Origin of the sequence: Flagellimonas amphidinii (assembly GCF_013090115.1) — a bacterium.
Lineage (GTDB): Bacteria > Bacteroidota > Bacteroidia > Flavobacteriales > Flavobacteriaceae > Flagellimonas > Flagellimonas amphidinii.
Genome location: NZ_JABFNN010000041.1, coordinates 11,436 through 37,570, shown reverse-complemented (window position 1 = coordinate 37,570; position 26,135 = coordinate 11,436). Strand labels below are relative to the sequence as shown.

The following is a 26,135-nucleotide window of genomic DNA, read 5'->3' as shown; positions in this document are numbered from 1 at the left end:
ATGATATTCCCTAAGTTTTGAGGATTTTATAAATAGCGGCAACGATGGTAACCGAATTGGTCACCTATTTTATTGGTTCCATCTGATATCATATGATTGCCAAAAAAAGGGAAACCCTGATAACTAATTGTTTATCAGGGTTTTTTGACTCTTGTTGAGTCTTTAGAGCGGTCTGGACGGGACTCGAACCCGCGACCCCCTGCGTGACAGGCAGGTATTCTAACCAACTGAACTACCAGACCAATGATTTTATCTAAAATAGACTCTGACAACAGTCAGATTCAAATCTTGTTACATTTGCTTTTTTACAAGCGAGTGCAAATATACATTGTCCTTTTTGATTCAACAAAAGATTTTTTAAAAATAAAATTACCCGAATGTTTGCCGTTCAATCATGAAGGTGTTAAAGACCTGGGCAAAACCAGAATGCACATCTATCCCAACATATTTTATTTTGTATTGAGCGCATTTCAACTTTAAATTTTCTTGATATTCAGCTACTTTCTGTTGATATGCTTTTTTAATATTGTCAGCGTATAAATCTATATGGGCACCTGTCTCTAAATCCACAAATCGTTTGGGAGTGTTCTCAAAGTCAAAATTGAATTCGTGCTTTTCATCCAATAGGTGAAAAAGTACAACAGCATGTTTGTTGTATTTTAAATGACGTAACGCATCAAAAAGCTGGGCTTCTTCTGTTTCGGTCTGAAACATATCAGAAAACAGAAAAATAAGGCTTCTTCTGTGCATTTTCTCTGCAATCTGATGTAAATAAGTGTACGTTTTAGTGGTTTGTGATTCACTCTTTGTTTCTGTAACTTGGTTCAGTTTGGCGTACAACATCTGAAAATGTCGTTCACTGCTTTTTTCTGTCGCATGAAAGTTATAGGAATCTGAATAAATACTCAAACCAACGGCATCCCGTTGCTTTTTAAGAAGTTGCATTAGGGCGGCAATGGACAAAACCCCAAAACCGATTTTATTCAGATTGTCAATGGAAAGATTTTTCACCTCTGGATAGTACATAGAGGAAGAATTATCTAAAATCATATGGCACCGTAGATTGGTCTCATCTTCATATCGTTTGGTATAAAGCCTATCTGTCTTCGCAAACAATTTCCAATCTATATGTTTGGTGCTCTCACCAGGATTGTAAATTTTATGTTCGGCAAATTCGGGGGAAAACCCATGAAATGGACTTTTGTGTATACCACTGATAAATCCCTCGACAATTTGGTTTGCCGTAAGTTCCAGATTTTGAAAAAGTGGTGCTTTATGAAGTTCTGATCGTAAATCCATAGTCAGATTGAAGAACCAAGATAAAACAAAAAAGGTTTGGCAATTGCCAAACCTTTTCTAAAATCCAATGAGGATAATTTTATAAAGCAGCTTCTATAGCGTCAGTGTAAACTTTCTTGGGAGATACTCCAACTTGACGATTTACAATCTCACCATTTTTGAAGACCAAAACAGTAGGGATGTTACGTACTCCATATTTGGCGGCATATTGCTGATTGGCATCAACGTCCACTTTTCCAACAACGGCCTTGCCTTCATATTCTGTGCTTACTTCCTCAATAATTGGGCCTACCATTCTACAGGGTCCACACCATGCCGCCCAAAAGTCCACAACGACAGGTTTATCGCTTTTTAGTACTACTTCATCAAAAGTTGCATCTGTTATTTCTAGTGCCATTTTATTAGTTTTAATATTCGCAAAGTTAGTCAAATAAAGCCCATGTTCCTTACTGTCATGACATTCATTTTAATTATGGTGCCATTGGCATAAATTATAGGCCTAATTTAGTTTATAGTGGATTTCATGAGCCTCCAACATGGAGAGGAGCTCACTATTGATTTTTACTTTTTGTTTTCTACTGGACAGACTCAGTTTGATTTCATCCTGCATTTCATATACCACAAAATTAAGGGGGTGATCTCCTTTGTGTGTTTTTAATGTGTCCTTAAGGGTTTGAATTCTATTTTCCTGCAAGCGATCAATGTTCAACTTAATTGTAAGCTTTTTGGCATAGGCATCCATCACATCTTGAAGCTGTTTAAAATCATTGAACTGTAATCTTGGTTCCCCTTTCTTCCCGGTTTCTCGATTTACCCATCCTTCACGCACGTAAGCTTTCACGTAAACAAAGGAATTGATCATTAAAAAGTGTCGGAATTTGAGATATTCTTCACCAAAAATTCTGAATTCGTGGGTGTCATTGTAATCTTCCAAAGTAAACAGCCCCCAACCTTTACCGTTTTTAGAAACTCGATGCTGAACATCAGTAATTACTCCTGCAACTGATAGTTCTCGGTTGACATAGCCTTCCAAATCCGTAAAAGCCGAAACACTGCTGTTGCAAAATGCTTTGATTTCTTTTTTAAAATCATCCAAGGGATGTCCGGAGATGTAGATGCCCACAACCTCTTTTTCTCTTCGGAGTTTTTCCATGGTACTCCAATCCTCGCATGGGGGTACTACAGGCTCTGCAATTTGGGCTTCGCTAATGCCGCCAAACATATCCATCTGCGAAGAGTTCTGATTTTCTTGATATTTTGAAGCCGATTTAATGACTTTTTCCAAAAAAGTGATGCCATCACCATCATGATGAAAATATTGTGCGCGGTGGGTGTCTCCAAAAGAATCAAATCCTCCTGCTAAAGCAAGATTTTCAAAAGACTTTTTATTGGCTGATCGTAAATCGACCCGTTTGGCCAGATCAAAAACAGATTTGAACGAGCCATCTTCTTTCCTGTTTTCTACGATGGTCTCTACTGCAGAACGACCTACGCCCTTAATAGCCCCCATGCCAAATCGAACAGCATTGTCCTTGTTCACCGCAAACTTGTAGTAAGACTCATTTACGTCAGGACCCAATACTTCCAATCCCATACGTTTGCATTCTTCCATGAAGAATGTTACCTGCTTAATGTCATTCATGTTGTTGGAAAGTACCGCGGCCATATATTCGGCAGGGTAATGGGCTTTCAAATAAGCAGTTTGATAAGCAATGTATGCGTAGCAAGTGGAGTGACTTTTGTTGAAGGCGTAGGAGGCGAAAGCTTCCCAATCCTTCCAGATTTTTTCTAGAATGTCCCTTGGGTGACCGTTCTTTTCTCCACCATCCAAAAATTGGGGTTTTAATTTTTGTAGCAAGGCAAAAATCTTTTTCCCCATGGCTTTACGCAATACATCCGCATCACCTTTGGAGAATCCTGCCAATTTTTGGGAAAGTAACATTACCTGCTCTTGGTATACGGTAATCCCATAGGTTTCTTTCAGGTACTCTTCCATATCCGGAAGGTCATAGGTAATCTCCTCTTCGCCATGTTTTCTGGCAATAAAACTGGGGATGTATTCCATGGGGCCTGGGCGGTAGAGGGCATTCATGGCAATAAGGTCATCAAAAACCGTAGGTTTTAGGTTTTTCATATGTTTTTGCATCCCAGGAGATTCATATTGGAATATTCCTACGGTATCTCCTCGTTGAAAGAGTTCATAGGTTTTTTCATCATCCAAAGGGAACTCATCTGGAATTAATTCGACTCCTGTGCGGGCTTTTACAATTTTAACGGTGTCCTTGATGAGTGTCAGGGTCTTCAGTCCCAAAAAGTCCATTTTTAGGAGCCCGGCACTTTCTACCACAGAGTTATCAAACTGGGTCACGTAGAGATCGGAATCTTTTGCGGTGGCCACAGGAACAAAATTGGTGATGTCGTCTGGAGTAATGATGACCCCGCAGGCATGTATTCCGGTATTTCGCAAAGAGCCTTCCAGAACGCGGGCCATGTTCACGGTTTGACCCTCTAAATCATCTCCTTCGGAAATATTCAGCAATTGATGAACTTTGTCCAACTCATCTGAACGGAACTTTTTCTTCAGGTCAGATTCGTCTACGCCAAAAATTTTGCCCAGTTTGGACATGTTGGGGATGAGCTTGGCAATACGGTCGGCATCATTTAAAGGTAGATCCAAAACTCTCGCAGTGTCTCGAATGGAAGATTTTGCTGCCATGGTACCGTAGGTGATGATTTGTGCCACCTGATTGGCGCCGTATTTATTGATTACGTAGTCTATGACCCTGCCCCGTCCTTCATCATCAAAATCAATATCAATATCTGGCATGGAAACCCTGTCTGGATTCAAGAATCTCTCAAAAAGAAGATCGTATTTTAAGGGGTCGATATTGGTAATGGTCAAGCAATACGCAACTACAGATCCTGCGGCTGAACCCCGGCCTGGTCCAACGGAAACCCCCATATTTCGAGCTTCGCGGATAAAATCCTCCACAATCAGGAAATAGCCAGGGTAACCTGAGTTTTCAATGGTGCTCAATTCAAAATCGATACGTTCAGAAATCTCATCGGTAATTTCGCCATAACGTTTTTCAGCACCTTTATAGGTTATATGTCGCAAATAGGCATTTTCTCCTCGCTTGCCTCCATCAAGTTGGTCTTCTTCGACTTTAAACTCATCTGGGATGTCAAATTTGGGCAGTAGAACATCTCGTGCTAGATCAAAAGCTTCAACCTTGTCGATTATTTCTTGAATATTGAGAATGGCATCGGGAACGTCCTTGAACAGCTCCTTCATTTCTTCAGAAGATTTGAAGTAGTATTCTTGGTTGGGGAGTCCATACCGATAGCCACGACCTCGACCTATTGGCGTGGCTTGTTTTTCCCCATCTTTTACACAAAGAAGAATGTCATGGGCCTCTGCATCTTTTTTATCACAATAATAAGTGTTATTGGTGGCTATTAGTTTTACAGCATGTTTTTTGGCCAGTTGTGTCAAAACTTGATTTACACGGTCTTCGTCTTCTTGACCGTGGCGCATCATTTCAATATAAAAGTCCTCTCCAAACTGCTCTTTCCACCAAAGTAGCGCTTCTTCAGCTTGCTTTTCACCAACATTTAGAATTTTATTGGGGACTTCTCCATATAGATTTCCTGTGAGGGCGATTACATTTTCCTTGTACTGTTCCACAATCTTTTTATCGATTCGTGGTACATAATAGAACCCATCCGTATAGGCCTTGGAAGACATTTTGGCCAGATTGAGATAGCCTTGTTTGTTTTTGGCCAATAACACAATCTGATATCCGTAATCTTTTACACTTTTGTTGGAATGGTCCTCGCAGACATAAAATTCGCACCCAATGATCGGGCTTATTTCTTGCTCGGCTGCTGGTTCTCCTTTTTCTTCTAATTCTTTGTTTCTTTCCTGAACCCCTTTATTATGGCCTTTTATTTCTTTCACAAAGTGAAAGGCACCCATCATATTGGCATGATCCGTAAGGGCGACCGCAGGCATTCCGTTTTCGGCGGCAGCTTTGACCAAACTTTTAATATTGATGGTGGATTGAAGCACCGAAAATTGGGAGTGGTTGTGCAAATGCGCAAATGTGGCATTGGCAAGGCTTTCAATGTTTTCATTGATTTCCGCTTCGGAAACATCACCGGTATCTTTTTCCCAAAGGGCATCAGCAATAGCTTTTGAAGCCTTTTTAAGGTTGATGTGTTTTAACCCGATGAGTTCAATCTCTTGGGGATTGGCCTCGGAAAATTGCTCGTAATAATCGGGCTGTACATCCAGCTCCTGAATAGTGAAATGCTTTTTCCGAACCAGTTCCAGAAAGCATCGGGTAGTGGCCTCAACATCTGCGGTGGCATTGTGGGCCTCGGCAAATGGTTCTCCAAATAGGAATTGATGCAGTTCTGTTAAGGTGGGCAATTTAAATTTGCCACCTCTACCCCCGGGAATTTTGCACATTTCTGCAGTAGCCTCGGTACAAGTATCTAAAACGGGAAGATTACCTAAGGAGTTCTCTATTCCCATTCGGTGGAATTCACAGCCCATGATGTTGATGTCAAAATCCACATTTTGGCCGACCACAAACTTTGTTTGTGCCAAGGCTTTATTGAATGCTTCCAGAACCTCGGTAAGTTTTGCTCCATCCTGTTCCGCAAGTGCCGTGGAAATTCCGTGTACCTGTTCCGCTTCATAAGGCACGTTAAAACCTTCAGGCTGAATCAAAAAATCTTGATGTTCCACCAAGTTTCCCATTTCATCGTGCAACTGCCATGCAATCTGTACGCATCGTGGCCAGTTGTCCGTATCGGTAATAGGGGCGTCCCAACGTTTGGGCAAGCCTGTGGTCTCGGTGTCAAAGATTAGGTACATATATGAGTATATCGATCAAAAAAAGCAATGGATAAAAATACAGAAGAAGACAGATTTTCTAAAAAAGAGTTTTAACGAATTATCAACGAATAAAAAAGGGCGAAATCTATTGGTTGTTAGGGGATTTGAATTATATTTGCACCCGCTTAAACAGAAAGCGGTTTGTTTCCGATTTCTCGGAAATGTTTTTTTGACTTTAAAAAGAATTAATAACCAGGGTCGGGCACCCTACAAATTAATGTGATATGCCAGTTAAAATTAGACTTCAAAGACACGGTAAAAAAGGAAAACCTTTCTATTGGATAGTAGCCGCTGATTCAAGATCAAAAAGAGATGGTAAATTTTTGGAAAAATTGGGAACTTATAATCCCAATACCAATCCTGCTACCATCGATCTTAGCGTAGATGATTCTGTAAAATGGTTGCAGAATGGAGCGCAACCTACAGATACTGCCAGAGCTATTCTTTCTTATAAAGGGGTTTTGATGAAGCACCATTTGTTGGGCGGGGTTCGTAAAGGAGCTTTGACAGAAGAGCAGGTGGAAGAAAAGTTCAACGCTTGGTTGGAGGAGAAAGAAAAAGCGGTTCAAGCCAAAAGAGATGGTTTGAGCAAAGCTGAAGCGGAAGCTAAGGCCAAAGCTTTGGAAGCTGAAAAAGAGGTTAGCGATAAAAGAGCTGCTGCTGCTTTGCCAGAAGTAGAAGAAGAGGCTGCGGAAGAAGTTGCTGAAGGAGCAGAGGCGGCTGCAGAAGAAACTGCTGCTGTTGAAGAGCCTGCAACTGAGGAAGCTGCTCCAGCTGCAGAGGCTGAGGCCGGCAAAGAAAAAGAATAAGACTTCAGACGATGCGCAAGGAGGATTGCTTCTACCTGGGCAAAGTCGTATCAAAATATAGTTTTAAGGGTGAGGTATTGGTAAAACTCGATACCGATGAACCCGAAATCTACGAAAACATGGAATCAGTTTTTGTTTCATTGGGAAACAATCTGGTTCCATTTTTTATTGACCGTTGCCGATTGCATAAATCGGCGTTGCTGCGTATAGATTTTGAAGATGTAAAAGATGAATCCTCTGCAGATAAAATTGTTGGTTCGGAATTATATCTTCCTTTGGAAATGCTCCCGCCATTATCCGGGAACAAATTTTATTTTCATGAAGTGATCGGTTACACGCTGATGGATGAGGTTCATGGTAATATAGGAGTCATTAGAGCAGTTAATGATAGCGCATCACAGGAACTTTTTGAAGCTGAGAAAGATGGTAAGGAATTGTTGATTCCCATTACCGACGATATTATTACCAAATTAGACCGGGAAACCAAAACCATTCATGTGAAAACTCCTGAGGGTTTGGTGGAGCTGTACTTGGGCGATGACTAAGCTACGCTATGTCCAAAGCAAAAAGGGAAAGTATTAAACTTCCCCTTGATTGTAAATAAAATAGGATTTATTATCTGTTTAAGGGTTAAAACCTTGTAATGCCATAGCGATTATTTTGGTTTCCATAACCTGTTTTCACGTTGGTTGTCATTTCCAAAAGAAGTGAGAAATGTTATTCTAAATCTAGGATTATGGAATCCCTCTTCGTGCCTCATTCAGGATGACATCTGAGTCTAAAAATAAATTCTTTCTTGACGAAAACTATGATGGTAATTTATTTTTTCCATTTTCCTCCGCCAAGATAGAATCCAAAGGAAATTCCAAAATACGAGTTGTTGATTTTTGAACCTTCTACAAAATCTGTTTTACCGATTAAATTATAAGTAAATGCAGCGCGAAATTTTGTAAGCTCAAAACCGGCACGCAAAAGGCCACCAAATTTTCCATCAACTTTTATTTCCTCGGCAGCAAATGAGTTGTCTTCCCCAAAAGTTTCAGAACCCAGACCGCCAATTTTACCTAAGGAATTATACCCTACACCAGCTCCAATAAATGGAGCAAAGATTGAGTTTCCTGAATTAAAGTAATAGTCAAAAGTACCTGTGTAGGAAAAGCTAGAGGATACATCAGCTTCTGTGGAACCAATTTGTCTGGCCATGGCAGCAGATTCTATGCGTAAACCAACATTCATGTTATCCGCAATATTGTACTTTGGTTCCAAGGCAATAGAGGCACCACCACCTCCTTCTTGCGGAGTGGCGTATCCAAAGTCGATTCCTACACGGAATTTATTTTGTTCCTGTGCATTTGTGAATTGTGTTGTCATTACTAGAACAACAACTGCTAAAAATAGTTTTTTCATAAGGGTTAAATTGAATAATATGTTGCGAATGTAGAATGATGTGTTGAGGAGAGTGTTGCGGAACTAATGAATGGGGCTTTGGATTTTATGATTGCTATTGCCCAGTTGATAAATCGATGGAATACCATTGTTATCGGTTATAAAAAGAATTTTCTTTTCATTCATGAAAAAAAGGAAAGCTTATAAGCTTTCCTTTTTGAATCAATTTTGTAAGATAGGAAACATCTATTTTTTCCATTTTCCTCCGCCAACATAAAACCCTAAGGAAATACCTAAGTAAGAGTTTTTGATTTCAGAGTCCTCTATTTCTGATTTGCCGATGAGATTATAAGTTGCTGCCAATCGTAGTTTGCCTAGCTCAAAACCTGCTCTGATAAGTCCTCCAAATTTACCGTCTACCTCAGCTTTAGCTGAACCTTCAATTTCGGCGAATTCGACTTCAATATTGGCTAAAGAACTATAGCCAACTCCTGCTCCTAAAAATGGAGCAAAAGATGATGTTCCAGAATTAAAATAGTAATCAAACGTTCCAGTGAAGGATTGACTCGCAGCCAATTTACTCTCCACGGATAGCCCAGCTGCACTAATATTTTTGGCCATTGCGGCAGATTCAATACGTAAACCAATGTTCATGTTGGCTGCTATATTGTATTTGGGTTCAAGAGCAATAAGGACTCCGCCGCCACCATCTGGCATGGCATATCCCAAATCTAAACCAACACGGAATTTGTTTTGTTCTTGGGCGTTGGAAAATTGTACAACAGAGGCCATTATAATAATGGCAAGAAAAACTTTTTTCATAATATATGTTTAGGTGTTTTGAATTGGCCTCGAATGTATTGTGGTTACAGGGAATTTTTTTCCCCTATCTAATGAATGACCTGTTTGACTTCATGAATCCTAAAAACAAGTTCACGAAACAATAAGAATTATATTTACAATACCGTTAAGTCCAAAATATGCACCGAATACTTCTTGTTTTGACTCTTTTATGTTTGTTCTCCTGTCATGATAAAAAGAACAAAAGAATAAAAAGGGAGGGTCCTCCAAACGTGGTATTGATATTTACTGATGATCAAGGTTACCAAGATGTAGGTGTCTTTGGTTCCCCAAATATTAAAACGCCAAATTTGGATCAAATGGCAGCCGATGGAATTAGACTCACCAACTATTATTCAGCTCAAGCCGTTTGTTCTGCGTCAAGGGCAGGGATTTTAACAGGCTGTTACCCTAATCGGATAGGGATTCACAATGCGTTGGGGCCGGACAATACCCATGGAATAAATGCTTCTGAAACCACTTTGGCGGAAATGCTCAGGGCAAGAGGATATGCAACCGGTATTTTTGGCAAGTGGCACTTGGGGCATCATCCTATGTTTTTGCCGACAAGACATGGTTTTGATGAGTGGTTTGGGATTCCATATTCCAATGATATGTGGCCCTACCATCCACAACAGGGACCCATCTTCAATTTTCCAGATTTGCCTTTATATGAAAATGAAACGATAATTGATACCTTGGAGGAACAATCCCAACTGACTACCCAGATTACGAAGCGAAGCGTGGATTTCATCCAAAGAAACAAAGACAAGCCTTTCTTTTTGTATGTGCCACACCCACAGCCCCATGTTCCCCTGTTCGTTTCCGAAAAGTTCAAAGGAAAATCTGAACGTGGTCTGTATGGCGATGTCATCATGGAAATTGACTGGTCTGTTGGGCAGATTCTTGAGACTCTCAAGGAAAATAATCTGGAAGAAAACACTATTGTTATTTTCACTTCGGACAATGGCCCGTGGCTATCTTATGGAAATCATGCTGGTAGTGCCTTTCCCTTAAGGGAAGGAAAAGGTACGGCCTGGGAAGGCGGGCAACGGGAACCGTTCATTATGAAATATCCCGGAATGTTCAAACCTGGAAGTACTATTGATGTCCCTATTATGGCCATCGATATACTGCCCACCATAGCTGAGCTTACCAATGCAGAATTGCCAAAGAAAATCATTGATGGAAAAAGTGTACTGAAGGTTTTGACTGGAGAGAGCAAAGAGAGTCCCCAGGAAGCTTATTTTTTTTATTATCGAGTAAATGAAATGTTCGGTGTTCGCTATGGAAAATGGAAACTCTATTTTCCACACCGCTATAGGACCATGGATGGGCAAGAACCGGGCAAGGATGGATTGCCAGGGAACTATCGTATGATTAATCTGGAGGAAATCGAATTGTACGACCTGGAGAACGATATCAGTGAGACTAAAAACGTAGCTGACGAGAACCCGGAAGTGGTCGCTAAAATCAAATATTTGGCCAATACTATGAGGAAACGATTAGGGGATTCTTTATTGGAATTGGAAGGAACAGAAACAAGAGAGCCCGGAAGATTGGATGAGCAAGCCCTTTAAATTCAAGGAGTTTACAATTGAACAAGATAAATGTGCCATGAAAGTGGGTACGGATGGAGTGTTGTTAGGGGCTTGGACTTCTTTGGAACACGGCCCAGAATCCATTTTGGACATTGGTACAGGAACTGGAGTAATCGCTTTGCAATTGGCACAGCGTTCCAACGCCGAACTTATTGATGCCATTGAGTTGGATGAAAATGCTTATGAGCAATGCGTCCAAAATTTTGAGATGTCAATGTGGTCAAATCGATTGTTTTGCTATCATGCTGGGTTTGATGAATTTGTGGATGAGGTAGATGATGAATATGATTTGATTGTTTCCAATCCACCTTTCTATTCCGAGGAGATGACAAGCGGAAACACTTCACGGGATTTGGCCCGCCAAAATAACTCGCTTCCGTTTGATGAATTGTTGAATGGAGTAGCAAAGCTATTGTCAAAAACGGGCGTTTTTTCCGTTATTCTTCCTTTTAAGGAAGAAGAAAAATTTATTGGTACGGCAGAGGAAGTAGGTTTAAACCCAATCCGAATTGCTAGGGTAAAAGGAACCCCTTCTTCAGAAGCTAAGCGAAGCCTAATGGAATTCGGATTTTTTAAAACAAAACCAAAGTATTCAGAATTGGTGATAGAGTTGGACCGACATCAATACACAAAAGAGTATATTGAACTTACCAAAGCATTTTATATAAAAATGTAACAATACCTATCTAAATTGTTATATTTCATCATTACCTTTAACCAAAATTACGTTGTATGAAACCTGATTTATTTGAAGCCCCTGATTATTACAATTTGGATGATTTGCTTTCCGATGAGCACAAATTAGTTCGTGATGCTGCTCGTCAATGGGTAAAAAGGGACATCTCTCCAATTATTGAAGAGTATGCCCAGAAAGCGGAATTTCCTAAGCAGATTATTGGTGGTCTTGCGGAAATCGGTGCTTTTGGACCGTATATTCCGGAGGAGTATGGTGGAGCTGGATTGGATCAGATTAGTTACGGTTTGATTATGCAGGAAATTGAAAGAGGGGACAGTGGAGTACGTTCAACAGCTTCAGTACAATCCTCTTTGGTCATGTACCCTATTTATACCTACGGTACCGAAGAACAACGTAAAAAGTATTTACCGAAATTGGCTTCAGGGGAATGGATGGGTTGTTTTGGACTCACAGAGCCCAATCATGGTTCCAATCCTGGAGGAATGGAGACCAAATTTAAGGATATGGGAGACCATTATCTACTGAACGGAGCTAAACTCTGGATTTCAAACTCACCATTTGCAGATGTTGCTGTGGTCTGGGCCAAAAATGAAGAGGGAAGAATACACGGTCTTATTGTGGAACGCGATATGGAAGGATTTTCCACCCCAGAAACCCATAACAAATGGTCACTACGGGCTTCGGCCACGGGAGAATTGATTTTTGACAATGTAAAAGTGCCCAAAGAAAACCTATTGCCAGGGAAAAACGGACTGGGTGCACCGCTCGGTTGTTTGGATTCCGCTCGATACGGAATTGCATGGGGAGCCATAGGTGCCGCTATGGATTGTTACGATACTGCCTTGCGATATGCCAAGGAACGTATCCAATTTGGAAAACCTATTGCTGCCTATCAGTTGCAACAGAAGAAATTGGCCGAGATGATTACCGAAATTACCAAGGCACAATTGTTGGCTTTTCGATTGGGACAGCTTAAAAATGAGGGTAGGGCCTCTACAGCGCAAATCTCCATGGCCAAACGAAACAATGTGGATATGGCCATTAAAATTGCTCGCGAAGCACGACAAATTTTAGGGGGAATGGGCATTACTGGTGAGTACAGCATTATGCGGCATATGATGAATTTGGAAAGTGTGATCACCTACGAAGGCACCCATGATATCCATTTATTGATTACGGGCGCAGACATTACAGGAATACCTGCTTTTAAGTAGTAAGTAGCCTAAAAATTCTGGCGTTGGTTCAATATTCTTAAAATTATGATTTCGTTATTCCTAATTAAGAAGTGGATGGAATAATTGAAGGTTTCAAAGCAAATGATACGGATTCCACGATATTTGATTTGAAAGGAGTAAGGAGTTGTCTTTAAAAATTGGAGCTGTCTGGAAAAATCGGCCAAAAATTCCTTGGACAAGTTTTTTGCAGTAAAGAAACATTCTGCTACGTGCAATTCAATCTCCGCCTCTTTTGAAATATGGACTTTATAAGCCATACTTTTTTTCTATTTCCTCAATTGGAATATATTCAACTTTTCCCTCGGCAACACGGGCCAACATATCATCCATCATAGCTTTGTACTCCTCAGAAGGTGATTCGAGTTTTCTTGCCATTTCCTCCAAATTGTATTCCAAAAAACTCTTTAAAGAGCGTTTCTGTTTCTTGGCTTCTATTTCTAGTATACTTAGCGTATTCTCATCAAGATCAATCAATTTTCTAATTTTTTCCATTGTATATATTTTATATATACAAATATAGGTTTTTCGATATGATTATATATACATTTCTATAAAAATCAAGTAATTTACAACATGTTTGCCTTGGTGGATTGCAATAATTTTTATGCCTCTTGTGAACGGGCTTTTCAGCCTCAGTTCAATAATGTGCCCGTTGCAATATTATCCAATAACGACGGTTGTTTCATCTCACGCAGTGATGAAGCCAAAAAAATGGGCCTTCCCATGGCCGCTCCTGCCTTCAAATACCGAAAATTTTGTGAGGACAATGGTATAAAGGTGTTTTCCTCCAACTATCCTTTATATGGCGACATGAGTACAAGAGTTATGAATATTTTGGGGACTTTCACGCCAGATATGGAAGTGTACAGTGTAGATGAGGCCTTTTTAAAGTTTGATGGTTTTCAAAATTATGATTTTGAAGCTTATGGAAAAGAAATTCAGCGAACGGTTCAGAAGTGTACCGGAATTCCGATTAGTATCGGAATAGCACCAACAAAAGCTTTGGCCAAAGTTGCTAACAAGATTGCCAAAAAGTTAAGGTCAAAAACAGGAGGGGTATATGTAATTCAATCGGAAGAAAGACGTCTTAAAGCCCTAAAATGGACAAGAATCGAGACGGTTTGGGGAATTGGACATGGAAATCTAAAGCGAGTACAGACCCAGAATGTGAAAACAGCCTATGATTTTACCCAACTATCTGATGATTGGGTCAAAAAACAAATGGCGATTATTGGGTTGAAGTTGAAAAAGGATTTGGAAGGTGTTGCAACCTTGGATTTGGATGATGATACTCGAGATAAAAAAGCCATTGCCACCACTCGAAGTTTTGAATACACCTATTCCAATATTGAAGATATTAAGGAACGCATATCCACTTTTGCATCCAGTTGTGCCGAAAAATTGCGGGTACAAAACAGTAGTTGCAACCATATTGTGGTACTTTTAAGAAGCAATAGGCACAAAAAGGACGAACCACAGGACAGAAGCAGTGTGATCGTTACATTGCCCTATGCCACTGATTCCAGTTTGACCATAAGCAATTATGCCGTTGAGGCAGCAGTTTCCATTTTTAAACCTGGCATCAAATACAAAAGGGCAGGGGTGATCGTATCCGGTTTGGTGCCTACCAATGAAAGGCAGTTGGATTTGTTTTTGACCGAAAATCCAAAACATCATCAAATCATGAAGGTCATGGACAGGGTAAACGACAAATACGGACATAAGATCAAAATAGCCAATCAGGATTTGGAACGGACATGGAAAATGCGCCAAGAGCACCTTTCCCCAAGATATACTACGGATATTGATGATATCATTACAGTAAAATGACCCCTAAAAAAACGCCAGAAATCAATTCTCTTACTTTTTTTGGGCCAAATGAAGATGAAGGTCAAGAAATTCCCTTGTCCAACAATAGGGTATCGGCTGGATTTCCCTCGCCTGCGGACGATTTTAAACAAAAGCGCATTAGTCTTGATCGCACGTTGATTCAAAACAAGGAAGCTACGTTTTATGCAAGAGTAAGCGGTCAATCTATGATTGGGGCGGGATTGGATGATGGTGATTTACTGGTGATCGATAGGAGTTTGGAGGCGGAGCATGGTAAGATAGCCGTGTGTTTTTTAGATGGAGAATTTACTGTGAAAAGACTGCATCTAGAAAAAGGAAAAATTACATTGATGCCCGAAAATGAAAAGTACAAACCCATACAAGTCCCAAAGGACAGTGATTTGTTGATTTGGGGCATTGTGACCTATGTGATCAAGTCAGTTTGATTGATTGAACTCATTGCGAATCCAAAACCTTTACTATCTTTGTCACGTTGTGTTGGATTTCAATCCAAAGATTGGAATCAAGTTGGGGCATCAAGTGATGCTCGCCAATGAAAGGCTTTCCATTTGGAAGGCTTTTTTTGTTTGGAATCAACTCCCAGCAACACTGTGGGCCACATGATGGACCAACGAAGCGGCCAGTTTGGCCGTTTGACCATCAATATCATACTTGGGATTCATCTCTGCAATATCCAAACTGATGAGTTTTCCAGAACCCATAATAGTTTTCAGGCATTCCAGAACAATATGGGGGGTAAAACCCATGGGAGAGGGCGCACTGACCCCTGGCGCATAGGCCGAAGAAAATCCATCCAGATCGATGGTCACATATACGTGGTCCACATTTTTGATGAAGGCATGGATCCAAGTGTTGATTTCCTCCAAATACGGTATTTGAAAAGTATCTGAAGTCACATAAGTAACATCTAGGTCGCGGGCCGTTTGAAAAAGAATTCTGTCATTGGCATCTTTTCGTATGCCCAAACAGAGGTAATTAAAATCCGTATGTTCTTTTTGGCATTCCATGGCAATTTGGTAAAACGGAGTTCCAGAATTGCTCTGTTCTGTATTTTTCCGAAGGTCGAAATGGGCATCAAAATTTATGATACCAATGGTCTGTACCTCTTTTTTGGTGTCCAAATAGCGTTCAATGCCATGATAATGACCATAGGCCACATCATGCCCGCCACCCAGAACAATGGGAAACTGTTTTTTTTTCAGTAGATTGAAAACGGCATCGCTAAGCGTCTTTTGGGCGGTTTCCATACCGCTGTTTTCACAGGAAATATTACCAACGTCATGCAAAAGAACCTGCCCTGGAAGATGATTGGGCATTTTTCCAAGGCTACTTTTGATGGCATCCGGACCGTTAATGGCTCCCGGTCTACCTTGGTTTCGTTTTACGCCTTCATCACAAGCATAGCCCAATAGGGCAATGGACTTTTTTTGGGCTTCGGGAAGTTCTGTCAATGGGGTACAATGCACCTTTTCATGAAGATACAGCCATTTATTGGAGACCCGTCCTGTCCAAATGTCCTTTATGGGGGCTTTGTAATGCTTCATTGGATTAAAAAAGATTGTCCAAAATATCCGATTCAACAATATGGGGCAAAGTTACCTTTAAATCTGGAGTTCGTTCCATCTCACGTTTGATGGCAAAAAGTGCCTCCTTGTTCCGCGCCCAACTTCTTCGGGAAATACCGTTGTTCACGTCATAAAAGAGCATACGTTTCAATCGGATGGAAGCTTCTTCAGATCCATCGAGAACCATTCCAAAACCACCATTGATGACCTCGCCCCAACCAACACCACCACCATTGTGGATAGATACCCAGGTTGCACCCCTGAAACTATCGCCAATCACATTATGGATGGCCATATCGGCGGTGAATTTGCTTCCGTCGTAAATATTACTGGTCTCCCTAAAGGGAGAATCGGTACCACTCACATCATGGTGATCTCTACCCAAAACCACAGGAGCAGAAATTTCTCCTTGGTCAATGGCATTGTTGAAGGCTTCGGCAATTTTGCTTCTTCCTTCAGCGTCTGCATATAGGATACGGGCTTGGGAGCCCACCACCAGTTTATTCTGTTCGGCTTCAGCAATCCACTTGATGTTGTCCTGCATCTGCTGTTGGATTTCCTCTGGTGCTTCCGCCTTGATAGCTTTCATCACCTCTAGGGCTATGGCATCCGTTTTTTGCAAATCTTTTGAGTCGCCAGAAGTGCAGACCCATCGGAAGGGGCCAAAACCATAATCAAAACACATGGGCCCCAAAATATCCTGAACGTAGGAGGGGTACCTGAAATCAACCTCATTATCGGCCATCACATCGCCTCCAGCGCGGGAAACTTCCAATAAAAAGGCATTACCGTAATCAAAGAAATAGGTGCCTTTTTCAGTATGCTTGTTGATAGCATTGATTTGCTTCCGAAGGGATTCTTGTACTTGTTCCTTAAAAGCTGATGGATTTTGAACCATTAGGGTGTTGGCTTCTTCAAAAGAAAGTCCAACGGGATAATAACCACCCGCCCAAGGATTGTGCAAAGAGGTTTGGTCCGACCCCAGATGAACAAAAATTTCCTCTTCGAAGAAGCGTTCCCATACTTCCACAACATTGCCAATATAGGCCAAGGAGGCTGTCTCTTTGTTGTTGATGGCTTGTCTTGTTCTGGAAACAAGGGAATCCATGTCCTCAATAAGTTCATCCACCCATCCCTGTTGATGTCTTTTTTTAGCTGCTTCGGGATTGACTTCGGCACAAACGGTTATGCATTCTGCAATATTTCCCGCTTTGGGTTGGGCCCCGCTCATGCCTCCCAATCCAGCAGTCAGGAATACTTTCCCCTTTGGGGAATCATTCTTGTCCAACACTTTTCGGAAGGCATTCATGACCGTAATGGCGGTTCCGTGAACGATTCCTTGTGGACCGATATACATATAGGAACCAGCGGTCATCTGCCCGTATTGGGTAACGCCCAGCGCATTGAATTTCTCCCAATCATTGGGTTTGGAATAGTTGGGAATCATCATGCCGTTGGTCACCACCACTCTTGGTGCTTCCTTGGAAGAAGGGAAGAGCCCCATGGGGTGGCCCGAGTACATGTGCAGGGTCTGTTCCTCGGTCATTTCGGCCAAATATTTCATGGTTAACAAGTACTGCGCCCAATTTTGAAATACCGCTCCGTTGCCCCCGTAGGTAATCAATTCTTCGGGGTGTTGTGCCACTGCAGGGTCAAGATTATTCTGAATCATCAGCATAATTGCCGCAGCTTGCTTGGATATTGCAGGGTATTCTGCAATGGGCCGGGCATACATGGCATAATTAGGCTTGAACCTGTGCATATAGATTCGGCCATAGGTTTTTAGCTCCTCGGCAAATTCTTGGGCGAGTTCCGCATGCCAAGCCTCTGGAAAATAGCGCAAGGCGTTTTGTACGGCCAGTTTTTTTTCGGCATTGGAGAGGATGTCCTTTCGCTTGGGAGCTGGGTTTCCCGTTTCTGGATATGTTTTTTTTGAAGGCAACTCCGAAGGAATTCCTTGCAAAATGCTGGTTTTAAACTCTTGTGTTGTCATGATTTCTTTTGGTCATCCTGAATTTATCTCAGGGTCTCATTATTTTGTTCATGTGATTCTGAAACAAGTTCAGAATGACGTTACCTGTTTTCCATTTTTCCAAACTTCACTGGGATTTAATTGTCCTTGGTGATAGGTGATTTCTTGGTAATTGTCCGTTGGGAAGACGATGAAATCGGCAAGTGTATTTTCTTCCAAGCTCCCTCTGTCACTCAAGCGAAGCGCTGTAGCTGCCCTAAAGGTTATCCCTGCCAGCACCTCGGTATTGGAGAGTTTTTCAAAAGTGCCCAAAATACTGGCCTGGGTCAGTAAGTCTCCCATGGGTGCTGACCCAGGATTATGGTCACTGGCAATGGCCAAGGCCGCTCCGGCATCCAAGAGTTTTCTGGCCGGGGTAAAATCGCACCCCAACCCAATGGAAGCTCCAGGCAGTGCCGTAGCAATGGTGTTGCTTTGTGCCAAAAGCTGAATTTCTTCTTCTGTACTAGCTTCCAAATGGTCGGCGCTGACCGCTCCAAAGTCAACAGCGACTTTACTACCGCCTGTAGTGAATTGATCGGCATGCACAGTAATATCAAACCCCATAGCTTTCGCTTTTTGAAAATAGGGGGTGATTTCCTCTTCAGAAAAAGCACTGTCCTCTACAAAGGCATCAATTCTATGTGCTAAATTTTCTGATTTCAGTATTGGAAATAGCGTTGAGGCAATTTCTTCCAGATAACCAATTTGTTGGTTCCAGTCTTTGGGTTTGATGTGTGCCGCTAAACAAGTTGGGATTAAATCCACCTGAGATTTTTCATTGGCCAGTTTTATGGCCCAAAGCATTTTTAGTTCTTCATCCACAGAAAGACCATAACCACTTTTTACCTCAAGGGTTGTAATGCCATTTTGAAGATGGGTGTTGCTTCTGGAAATAATTCCTTCGATCAAATCTTCTTGGGAAGCTTTTCGGGTTTGGGTTACGGTATCCCAAATTCCTCCACCTGCCTTTGCAATTTCCAGATACGATTTCCCGGCATTTCTAAGGGCGTAGTCCTTAGCGCGCGAGCCACCAAAACAAATATGGGTATGGGCATCTATAAATCCGGGGAGGCACACTTTTTTGCCTTCAATGCGATGAACATCAACGTCGTTCGATTTTAAATCTTTAAAAACACCGACTTTTTGGATTTTTCCATCGGAAACAATTAGCCCACCGTTTTCTATGATGGTCAATTGTTCATCGGCCAATGCACCTTTTAAAGGTAAACCGGTCATGGGAAGCAATTGGGCAAATGGCCCGATCAATACAGCTCTACTCATATCAATACGTTTCAAATTCGTTCAAATGGGGTGAATCCCATTGCAGTTTTTTGTCCACCATGGTTTTGTCCACCAAGCTAATGATGTCATTTTTTTGGATGATTTCTATTCCCTTTTCAATATCATCGGCAAAAACCCGATCACTTTCAGCAAAGGAAACCATGGTTCTTAGGAATTTATGGATTTCATCCAACAAAACGCCAGACTTTAGCGGTTTTCTATACTCAAAAGCTTGGGCGGCGGTCAATAGTTCGATGGCCAATATTTTTTCAACATTTTCAATAATTTGAAGGGCTTTTCGACCACTTATGGATCCCATGCTCACATGATCTTCCTGCCCCAAGGAGGTGGGAATACTATCGGCACTAGCTGGAAAGCACAAGCTCTTGTTCTCGCTGGCCAATGCCGCAGAGGTGTATTGCAGAATCATGTATCCTGAATTGATTCCCGTATCCTCCATCAATAATTTGGGAACCCCAGGGCTATTGCCTTCAAGGGCGAGGTAGATTCTTCGGTCGGAGATGTTGCCTAGTTCGGAAGCGGCCAAAGCCGCATAATCCAGCGCCATGGCCAAAGGTTGTCCATGAAAATTGCCCCCACTGATGGTGAGTTCATCATTAATGATGACGGGATTGTCCGTTACGGAATTGAGTTCAATCTCCAAAAGCTCTTTCAGGTGCAACCAAGTATTTCTGGAAGCTCCATGCACTTGTGGAATACATCGAAGGGAGTAGGGGTCTTGTACCCGTTCACAATCAATATGGTCTTCCAAAATTTCCGAGCCTTGCAGTAAAGTTCTGATTCTGCCAGCCACATGTTGGTTGCCCTTAAAGGGACGTAGCTGGTGTAGCTCTTCAAAAAATGGTTTTATGGAACCTTGCAACCCTTCTATCATCATAGCCCCGATAATATCAGCATGTCTAAGGCAATGCTGTAACTTTTGAACGACCAATACAGCATGGGCAGCGATAAACTGGGTGCCGTTGATTAGAGCCAAACCTTCTTTAGGTCCTAATTCCAATGGGGCTAGTCCAGTTGTATTAAAAAGTTCTCGGGTTGCTATGGTTTTTCCTTGATATGTTACTTTGCCCAAACCAATCAAAGGAAGAAACAGATGGGACAATGGAGCCAAGTCGCCTGATGCCCCTACGGAACCTTGACTGGGAACAACCGGAATAGCATCGTTCTCCAAATGCCACAGCATTCGTTGTATGGTTGCTTCGGCAATACCAGAATACCCTTTGGATAAAGCATGAATTTTAAGAATCAACATCAACTTGGCCAATTTCTCCGAAATGGGAGGGCCAACGCCCACACTATGGCTTTGCAAAATATTGGATTGCAATATTCTGGTGTCTTCTTTTGAAATTTTGGTATTGCATAAAGGACCAAACCCAGTATTGATGCCATATACAGTATCTCCTTTGTCCACAATAGCTTGAACTCGATTACAGCTAGTCTTTATTTTTTCCAAACAGGAGTCGGTGAGAATGGCCTTTACCTTGTGCTCAGCTATGCCAATGGCAATGCCAGCGGTAAGATGGTGCTCGCCAAAATGAAAGGTTTTAGGTAATTGCATGTTACTAATTTGAATAAGATAAAATTACCATGCTTCATTAATAATTACCAATACTTATTTTTGTAGTATTTAATAATTATGAATTATCAATTAGAACTACGACACTTCATTTACTTTTTAGCCGTAGCTGAAGAGTTGCATTATCGGAAGGCAGCTGAAAAGCTATTCATTTCCCAACCTGGATTAAGCACCCAGATCAAGAAAATGGAAGAAATTCTGGAAACCCAACTTTTTGTTCGTGATAAGAAGAAAGTGGAATTGACCCCTGCGGGGAATTATTTAAAAGGTGAAGTGGAATTTATCCTTAACCATTTGGAGCAGACCAAGAAACAGTTAAAATTGGTTGATAAAGGGCATATGGGAGAAGTTCGCATTGGTTTTTTGGGTTCTGCCATGCAGAATGTGGTTCCCAAGCTGCTTCTAGAGATGAAAAAGAAACATCCTTTGATACATACAAGTTTGGAAGAGCTATCCAATAGGGCTCAAATAAGTGCCATATTGAAAGATAAATTGGATTTGGGTTTTGTTCGTATGGCCAGAGTGCCCAAGGGACTTCAAATAAAACCCATATTTGAAGACACATTTTCTTTGGTGTTGCCAGAGAACCATCCTTTGGATGGAAAAAACTTTAAGGGGATTCAACAGGTGGCTTTAGACGATTTTATCCTTTTTTCCCAAGATTATAGCCCGCTATATTTTGATACCGTGATGAGTATTTGCGAGGATGGAGGCTTCTCCCCAAATGTTTCGCATAAATCGGTGCATGCGCAGACTATTTTCAAGTTGGTGGAAAATAAATTAGGCATTGCCATTGTGCCCACAGCATTGCAATATGGTTTCCAAATGAAGGTGAAATTCATTGAGCTAAAGAGAATCAAGCAACGCGCGGTGCTTTCCATGGTCTGGAAAGTTGATAATAGAAACCCCGCCTTGCAAAATTGTTTGGATTTGCTCCTTGGAAATCCAAAGAAAAGCGAAGCATAGCTTAACTTTATAAGCTCAAAAAAACAGTTATGATATTTGATTTGATCAAGAATCGACGTAGTATTTTTCCGGTTCAATATAATGACAAGCCCATTGCAAAAGAAACCATTGAGCAAATTTTGGAAGCAGCCAATTGGGCACCTACCCATAAGAAAACAGAACCTTGGAGATTCAAGGTGTTGATGGGCAAAAAGAAAGAGGGACTGGGGGAGTTTCTTTCTAAAAAATATCAAGAGGTCGACCCGAAGCCCAAACAGGTCAAAATCAAAAAATTAAAGGACAACCCCACAAATTCAGCTGCCGTGATTGCCATCTGCATGCAACGGGATCCCAATGAAAGTTTACCGGAATGGGAGGAACTGGCCGCTACGGCCATGGCGGTACAAAATATGTGGCTGTGTTGCACAGAACTGGAGATAGGCTGTTACTGGAGTTCCCCGGGGCTCATCAAGTTTATGGATGATTTTTTCGACTTAAAGGAAGGAGAAAAATGTTTGGGCTTTCTCTATATGGGTTATTATGACGGAAAAGTGGAAGCTTCTACTAGAAACCCCATCGAAGATAAGGTTGAGTGGTTGGATTAGGAAAAGGTAAATATTTCCTCGGCATATTTTACAGCCAGATAAACATAAAATATGGCGTAGAAAATAGTGACGACCAACTTTATAAAAGTGCCTGTAAGAAATCCTAAAAAGGAACCAAAAGCCGCCTTCAATGCGGTTTTTTGGTTGGCCTTGTTCAGCAATTCCCCGACCAAAGCTCCAACAAAGGGCCAGATGATGATGCCAAATGGGCCAAAAATGGGAAAAATAATGGCAACCAAAAGTCCAACAATGGTTCCCCACATGCCAGCTTTGCTACCTCCAAACTTTTTGGTGCCCATAGCGGGAATCACATAATCCATTACCGTAATGAAAATAGCGATGAACAAGGTGATTCCGAGTACCCACCAATCGTCTGGGATGGCTTTGGTGAGATAAATCAGCAATAATCCCAACCAACTTACGGGTGGTCCAGGTAAAACAGGCAAAAAGCTACCCAAGATGCCGATGAGCATCAGAAGAAAACCTATTGTCGTCAAGGCAATATCCATATTCCTTTTTGGTTGTTAGACAAATTTAGCCTACAAATGTTACAAACAAAATCGAAATAAATCTTTACCTCTGAAAAAACGTAAGTAGATTTGAAAAAGATTGTCACTGGTTTTTGAAAACGAACATCACATATTATAAAAGTTGGAAAATACAATGGGGATGCTTGATGCTTTCCTTATGCTATTTGCTTGGTCTTTTTAATAACATTGTGTTGGAAGTGATGCATGAGGCTTCGCACATTTTTGCCACAACAGACCATGATCATAGTTTTTTTACAGATCATGAGGAAATTGATTATTCTTCTTTGGAAGCCATGGCGGGGCACTCCCATGAAGCCTTGGAGGCTCTAAAGGAATTGTTGGAAGCCAACCAGCAAAGTAATCAGGATTCTGAAGCCGCATTGAATTTTCAGTTTGATAAGCATTTGTCCATTATTGCTGATTTTGAGGTGAAAGTTTTTTCAATCTGTACTATAAAAAAACAATGGGTGTATATTCCTTTACAACCCAAATGGTGTCCAAATAGTTTTCTGCCGCCGCCCAAGAGTGTATAAAATGACCAAGCCCAATTATAATTGCTATGTTCCTGAATCATCTGGTTTTGGAATAGGGTCTTGGTATCCTACTGTATTAGATTTTTTACATACGTTTTAATAATTCAATTTTTTACAATAACGACATGAAATATTTTATGGCGGTTTTGTCCATGCTTTTTATGGGTACACTTACCGCACAACAAATTAAAGGACAGGTAATCAATGAAATGGGGTTTCCTTTGGAAGATGCTGGTATTTTCAATAAAAACAAAGGGCAACATAGTCATTCAGATGGTACTGGACATTTTGTTTTGGACCAAACTTCGGTTAATGATACCATTTATTTTTCCCGATTGGGATATGAAACAAAAACCTATGTGGTAAACTCATCAGATTTTGAGAATTCCATAAACGTTATACTTAACGAGAGTGCCATTTCATTAGATCAAGTGGTATTGGTTTCAAAAGTGGATGCATTTAACAAAGTTGTTGATGTGGATCTAAAAACAAATCCAGTGAAATCATCACAAGAAATCCTAAGAAAAGTTCCAGGATTGATTATTGGTCAGCATGCCGGAGGAGGAAAGGCAGAACAATTGTTCTTGCGTGGTTTTGATGTGGATCATGGAACTGATGTGGCCATAGGAGTAGAAGGAATGCCGGTAAATATGGTATCCCACGCCCATGGTCAAGGTTATGCCGATTTGCACTTTGTGATTCCAGAAACTATTGAGAATATAAATTTTGGTAAGGGACCGTATTATGCCGATCAAGGTGATTTTAATACGGCAGGCTATGTAAATCTAAAGCTGAGAAAAAGTTTGGACAAGAGTATATTGTCTGCTGAAGTAGGGCAATTTGGAGCACGGAGGCTTATGGGGATGTTCAATGTTCTGGAAAACCAGAACAGCAATGCGTATTTGGCCACGGAACTGTACCTGATGGATGGGCCATTTGAATCTCCCCAGAACTTTAACCGTGTCAATATATTGGGAAGATACCGATTTACAGTGCCAGGGGAGCAAGAATTATTGCTTACAGCGTCGCATTTTTCAAGTAAGTGGGATGCATCCGGACAGATTCCACAAAGAGCCATTGACCAAGGTTTGATAGGTCGATTTGGAGCCGTAGACGATACCGAAGGTGGTCAGACAAGTAGAACAAATTTTGTGCTGGATCACAGTAAAAATTTAGGGGATGGAAAGACATTGAATACCATGGCCTTTGTTTCTCATTATGATTTTGAACTCTACTCCAACTTCACTTTTTTCTTGGAAGACCCTGTAAATGGAGATCAAATCAAACAAAAGGAAAACAGGTTGCTATTGGGAGCTAAGACCGTATATGAAAACAATGCGGCCCAATTGGGAACACTTAATTTTAAGTATAAAGCAGGAATCGGTTTTAGATACGATAATATTGATGATAATGAACTTTCACATACCAGAAACCGACAGGAATTGCTGAACAGATTGGCTTTTGGTGATGTGGATGAGACTAATACCTATGCATTTGCCATGGCAGATTTTAAATTGGGCAAGTTTACTTTGGAGCCAGCAATTCGTATGGATTACTTTAAGTTTGATTATATCAATAAAATGAGCGGAACATACGATAGCCAAAGTGAAGAAAAAGTGGCATTCAGCCCTAAGTTCAATACCATCTATAGTTTAAATGAGAATGCACAGCTTTTCTTAAAGACAGGAATTGGTTTCCACTCCAACGATACCAGGGTGGTGGTGGCCAATGAGGGTCAGGAGATACTGCCTGCGGCCTACGGGGTGGATTTTGGGACCATTTTAAAGCCAATGGATAAACTGGTGGTGAATGCCACAATATGGACGTTGTTCTTGGACCAAGAGTTTGTGTATGTGGGCGATGCAGGTATTGTGGAACCCAGTGGAAAAACAAGACGATTGGGAATTGAGATAGGTGGAAGGTACCAGCCTACGGACGGGGTTTACCTTTATACGGATGCCACTTTTACCCATGGACGCAGTACTGAGGAGCCAGATGGGGAAAATTATATTCCTTTGGCCCCGGATTTCACCATGGTGGGTGGGTTGTCTTTGGGTAAAAGTCAAGGATTTTCAGGAGGAATCAACTATAGATATGTGGATGACAGACCTGCAAATGAAGACAACTCCATAGTGGCAGAAGGATATTTTGTTACCGATGCTACGTTGAATTATTCTTCTAAGAATTGGACGTTCAGTTTGATTGTGGAGAATTTATTTGATACGGAATGGAACGAAACACAATTTGCTACCGAGAGTCGCCTCTTTAATGAGACAGCATCTGTGGAAGAAATTCACTTTACACCGGGAATGCCCTTTTATTTAAGAGGAAAAATAGCCGTTACCTTTTAATGAGAAATCCGCTGGGGCATGCCCCAGCGGATATTTCTTCATCTTTTTTAACTAAAAAAATAGTTTAAACTAAATATTTAGTTATATTTG

22 protein-coding genes and 1 tRNA gene are annotated in these 26,135 nt (G+C 41.2%); 11 read left to right on the top strand and 12 right to left on the bottom strand.

Going from position 1 to position 26,135, the window contains the following annotated elements:
• Positions 1-168: 168 nt before the first annotated feature.
• From HJC33_RS15605 to dnaE, 4 genes are all read right to left on the bottom strand, one after another.
• A tRNA-Asp gene (locus tag HJC33_RS15605) sits at positions 169-242 on the bottom strand.
• A gap of 127 nt (positions 243-369) precedes the next feature.
• Positions 370-1,299 (bottom strand): DUF58 domain-containing protein, encoded by a 930-nt coding sequence (locus HJC33_RS15600; protein WP_171659781.1) that lies wholly within the window; start codon positions 1,297-1,299, stop codon positions 370-372.
• A gap of 79 nt (positions 1,300-1,378) precedes the next feature.
• Positions 1,379-1,711, bottom strand: a complete 333-nt coding sequence (trxA, locus tag HJC33_RS15595) for a thioredoxin (protein WP_335341465.1) — start codon at positions 1,709-1,711, stop codon at positions 1,379-1,381.
• Positions 1,712-1,798: 87 nt separating this feature from the next.
• The gene (gene dnaE, locus HJC33_RS15590; protein ID WP_171659779.1) at positions 1,799-6,184 is read right to left on the bottom strand and encodes a DNA polymerase III subunit alpha; all 4,386 of its coding nucleotides are present in this window, start codon (positions 6,182-6,184) and stop codon (positions 1,799-1,801) included.
• Between the two features lie 245 nt (positions 6,185-6,429).
• On the opposite strand from dnaE, the gene HJC33_RS15585 reads away from it, so the two are divergent.
• Together HJC33_RS15585 and rimM are read left to right on the top strand one after the other, a co-directional pair.
• Complete coding sequence (locus HJC33_RS15585) at positions 6,430-7,014, top strand: 30S ribosomal protein S16 (protein WP_171659778.1); 585 nt, start codon at positions 6,430-6,432, stop codon at positions 7,012-7,014.
• Between the two features lie 11 nt (positions 7,015-7,025).
• Positions 7,026-7,559 (top strand): ribosome maturation factor RimM, encoded by a 534-nt coding sequence (rimM, locus tag HJC33_RS15580; protein WP_171659777.1) that lies wholly within the window; start codon positions 7,026-7,028, stop codon positions 7,557-7,559.
• A gap of 274 nt (positions 7,560-7,833) precedes the next feature.
• Here rimM and HJC33_RS15575 read toward each other — a convergent pair whose 3' ends face one another.
• Both HJC33_RS15575 and HJC33_RS15570 read right to left on the bottom strand, forming a co-directional pair.
• Positions 7,834-8,421, bottom strand: a complete 588-nt coding sequence (locus HJC33_RS15575) for an outer membrane beta-barrel protein (RefSeq protein ID WP_171659776.1) — start codon at positions 8,419-8,421, stop codon at positions 7,834-7,836.
• A 225-nt stretch (positions 8,422-8,646) separates the two neighbouring features.
• On the bottom strand, positions 8,647-9,222 hold the full coding sequence (locus HJC33_RS15570) for an outer membrane beta-barrel protein (RefSeq protein ID WP_171659775.1): 576 nt from the start codon (positions 9,220-9,222) through the stop codon (positions 8,647-8,649).
• Between the two features lie 158 nt (positions 9,223-9,380).
• Between HJC33_RS15570 and HJC33_RS15565 the strand changes: the two genes are divergently transcribed.
• Genes HJC33_RS15565 through HJC33_RS15555 form a run of 3 tightly spaced genes read left to right on the top strand, consistent with a single transcriptional unit; the run spans position 9,381 to position 12,752 of the window.
• Positions 9,381-10,820: a sulfatase family protein gene (locus HJC33_RS15565; RefSeq protein ID WP_171659774.1), complete on the top strand. Its 1,440-nt coding sequence runs from the start codon at positions 9,381-9,383 to the stop codon at positions 10,818-10,820.
• A complete protein-coding gene (locus tag HJC33_RS15560) occupies positions 10,804-11,517 on the top strand; it encodes a tRNA1(Val) (adenine(37)-N6)-methyltransferase (RefSeq protein WP_171659773.1) in 714 nt (237 codons plus the stop codon). Before HJC33_RS15565 ends, HJC33_RS15560 begins: the two co-directional genes overlap by 17 nt.
• Positions 11,518-11,573: 56 nt before the next feature.
• Entirely contained in the window at positions 11,574-12,752 is a 1,179-nt protein-coding gene (locus tag HJC33_RS15555) for an acyl-CoA dehydrogenase family protein (RefSeq protein WP_171659772.1), read from the top strand.
• A gap of 267 nt (positions 12,753-13,019) precedes the next feature.
• Here the strand turns inward: HJC33_RS15555 and HJC33_RS15550 are convergent, their stop codons facing one another.
• Positions 13,020-13,265, bottom strand: a complete 246-nt coding sequence (locus tag HJC33_RS15550) for a hypothetical protein (RefSeq protein WP_171659771.1) — start codon at positions 13,263-13,265, stop codon at positions 13,020-13,022.
• Positions 13,266-13,346: 81 nt separating this feature from the next.
• Here HJC33_RS15550 and HJC33_RS15545 point away from each other — a divergent pair, with 81 nt between their 5' ends.
• Both HJC33_RS15545 and HJC33_RS15540 read left to right on the top strand, forming a co-directional pair.
• Positions 13,347-14,603, top strand: a complete 1,257-nt coding sequence (locus tag HJC33_RS15545) for a Y-family DNA polymerase (RefSeq protein WP_171659770.1) — start codon at positions 13,347-13,349, stop codon at positions 14,601-14,603.
• Positions 14,600-15,049 (top strand): LexA family protein, encoded by a 450-nt coding sequence (locus HJC33_RS15540; protein WP_171659769.1) that lies wholly within the window; start codon positions 14,600-14,602, stop codon positions 15,047-15,049. Before HJC33_RS15545 ends, HJC33_RS15540 begins: the two co-directional genes overlap by 4 nt.
• Before the next feature lie 147 nt (positions 15,050-15,196).
• Here HJC33_RS15540 and hutG read toward each other — a convergent pair whose 3' ends face one another.
• The 4 genes from hutG to hutH form a co-directional block, all read right to left on the bottom strand.
• Positions 15,197-16,168: a formimidoylglutamase gene (gene hutG, locus HJC33_RS15535; RefSeq protein ID WP_171659768.1), complete on the bottom strand. Its 972-nt coding sequence runs from the start codon at positions 16,166-16,168 to the stop codon at positions 15,197-15,199.
• 4 nt (positions 16,169-16,172) lie between these two features.
• Entirely contained in the window at positions 16,173-18,182 is a 2,010-nt protein-coding gene (locus tag HJC33_RS15530) for a urocanate hydratase (RefSeq protein ID WP_171659767.1), read from the bottom strand.
• 69 nt (positions 18,183-18,251) lie between these two features.
• Positions 18,252-19,484, bottom strand: coding sequence for an imidazolonepropionase (gene hutI, locus HJC33_RS15525; protein WP_171659766.1), 1,233 nt, complete (start codon positions 19,482-19,484; stop codon positions 18,252-18,254).
• Position 19,485: 1 nt separating this feature from the next.
• The gene (hutH, locus tag HJC33_RS15520) at positions 19,486-21,063 is read right to left on the bottom strand and encodes a histidine ammonia-lyase (protein ID WP_171659765.1); all 1,578 of its coding nucleotides are present in this window, start codon (positions 21,061-21,063) and stop codon (positions 19,486-19,488) included.
• 78 nt (positions 21,064-21,141) lie between these two features.
• Here hutH and HJC33_RS15515 point away from each other — a divergent pair, with 78 nt between their 5' ends.
• Positions 21,142-22,047 carry a LysR family transcriptional regulator gene (locus HJC33_RS15515; RefSeq protein ID WP_171659764.1) on the top strand — a complete coding sequence of 302 codons (906 nt, stop codon included), beginning with the start codon at positions 21,142-21,144 and terminating at the stop codon, positions 22,045-22,047.
• A gap of 29 nt (positions 22,048-22,076) precedes the next feature.
• Positions 22,077-22,631 carry a nitroreductase family protein gene (locus tag HJC33_RS15510; protein WP_171659763.1) on the top strand — a complete coding sequence of 185 codons (555 nt, stop codon included), beginning with the start codon at positions 22,077-22,079 and terminating at the stop codon, positions 22,629-22,631.
• Here the strand turns inward: HJC33_RS15510 and HJC33_RS15505 are convergent.
• Positions 22,628-23,140: a DUF456 domain-containing protein gene (locus tag HJC33_RS15505; protein ID WP_171659762.1), complete on the bottom strand. Its 513-nt coding sequence runs from the start codon at positions 23,138-23,140 to the stop codon at positions 22,628-22,630. The genes HJC33_RS15510 and HJC33_RS15505 overlap by 4 nt on opposite strands.
• Positions 23,141-23,253: 113 nt before the next feature.
• Between HJC33_RS15505 and HJC33_RS15500 the strand changes: the two genes are divergently transcribed.
• Both HJC33_RS15500 and HJC33_RS15495 read left to right on the top strand, forming a co-directional pair.
• Positions 23,254-23,694, top strand: a complete 441-nt coding sequence (locus HJC33_RS15500) for a hypothetical protein (RefSeq protein WP_171659761.1) — start codon at positions 23,254-23,256, stop codon at positions 23,692-23,694.
• Positions 23,695-23,819: 125 nt separating this feature from the next.
• Positions 23,820-26,045, top strand: a complete 2,226-nt coding sequence (locus HJC33_RS15495; RefSeq protein ID WP_171659760.1) for a TonB-dependent receptor — start codon at positions 23,820-23,822, stop codon at positions 26,043-26,045.
• Positions 26,046-26,135: the final 90 nt, after the last annotated feature.

Bases quoted from the DNA above. Each gene is read 5' to 3' on its own strand.
- HJC33_RS15600 (WP_171659781.1), bottom strand. From the start codon at position 1,299: ATGGATTTACGATCAGAACTTCATAAAGCACCACTTTTTCAAAATCTG.
- dnaE (WP_171659779.1), bottom strand. From the start codon at position 6,184: ATGTACCTAATCTTTGACACCGAGACCACAGGCTTGCCCAAACGTTGG.
- HJC33_RS15585 (WP_171659778.1), top strand. From the start codon at position 6,430: ATGCCAGTTAAAATTAGACTTCAAAGACACGGTAAAAAAGGAAAACCT.
- rimM (WP_171659777.1), top strand. From the start codon at position 7,026: ATGCGCAAGGAGGATTGCTTCTACCTGGGCAAAGTCGTATCAAAATAT.
- HJC33_RS15575 (WP_171659776.1), bottom strand. From the start codon at position 8,421: ATGAAAAAACTATTTTTAGCAGTTGTTGTTCTAGTAATGACAACACAA.
- HJC33_RS15570 (WP_171659775.1), bottom strand. From the start codon at position 9,222: ATGAAAAAAGTTTTTCTTGCCATTATTATAATGGCCTCTGTTGTACAA.
- HJC33_RS15565 (WP_171659774.1), top strand. From the start codon at position 9,381: ATGCACCGAATACTTCTTGTTTTGACTCTTTTATGTTTGTTCTCCTGT.
- HJC33_RS15560 (WP_171659773.1), top strand. From the start codon at position 10,804: ATGAGCAAGCCCTTTAAATTCAAGGAGTTTACAATTGAACAAGATAAA.
- HJC33_RS15555 (WP_171659772.1), top strand. From the start codon at position 11,574: ATGAAACCTGATTTATTTGAAGCCCCTGATTATTACAATTTGGATGAT.
- HJC33_RS15550 (WP_171659771.1), bottom strand. From the start codon at position 13,265: ATGGAAAAAATTAGAAAATTGATTGATCTTGATGAGAATACGCTAAGT.
- HJC33_RS15545 (WP_171659770.1), top strand. From the start codon at position 13,347: ATGTTTGCCTTGGTGGATTGCAATAATTTTTATGCCTCTTGTGAACGG.
- HJC33_RS15540 (WP_171659769.1), top strand. From the start codon at position 14,600: ATGACCCCTAAAAAAACGCCAGAAATCAATTCTCTTACTTTTTTTGGG.
- hutG (WP_171659768.1), bottom strand. From the start codon at position 16,168: ATGAAGCATTACAAAGCCCCCATAAAGGACATTTGGACAGGACGGGTC.
- HJC33_RS15530 (WP_171659767.1), bottom strand. From the start codon at position 18,182: ATGACAACACAAGAGTTTAAAACCAGCATTTTGCAAGGAATTCCTTCG.
- hutI (WP_171659766.1), bottom strand. From the start codon at position 19,484: ATGAGTAGAGCTGTATTGATCGGGCCATTTGCCCAATTGCTTCCCATG.
- hutH (WP_171659765.1), bottom strand. From the start codon at position 21,063: ATGCAATTACCTAAAACCTTTCATTTTGGCGAGCACCATCTTACCGCT.
- HJC33_RS15515 (WP_171659764.1), top strand. From the start codon at position 21,142: ATGAATTATCAATTAGAACTACGACACTTCATTTACTTTTTAGCCGTA.
- HJC33_RS15510 (WP_171659763.1), top strand. From the start codon at position 22,077: ATGATATTTGATTTGATCAAGAATCGACGTAGTATTTTTCCGGTTCAA.
- HJC33_RS15505 (WP_171659762.1), bottom strand. From the start codon at position 23,140: ATGGATATTGCCTTGACGACAATAGGTTTTCTTCTGATGCTCATCGGC.
- HJC33_RS15495 (WP_171659760.1), top strand. From the start codon at position 23,820: ATGAAATATTTTATGGCGGTTTTGTCCATGCTTTTTATGGGTACACTT.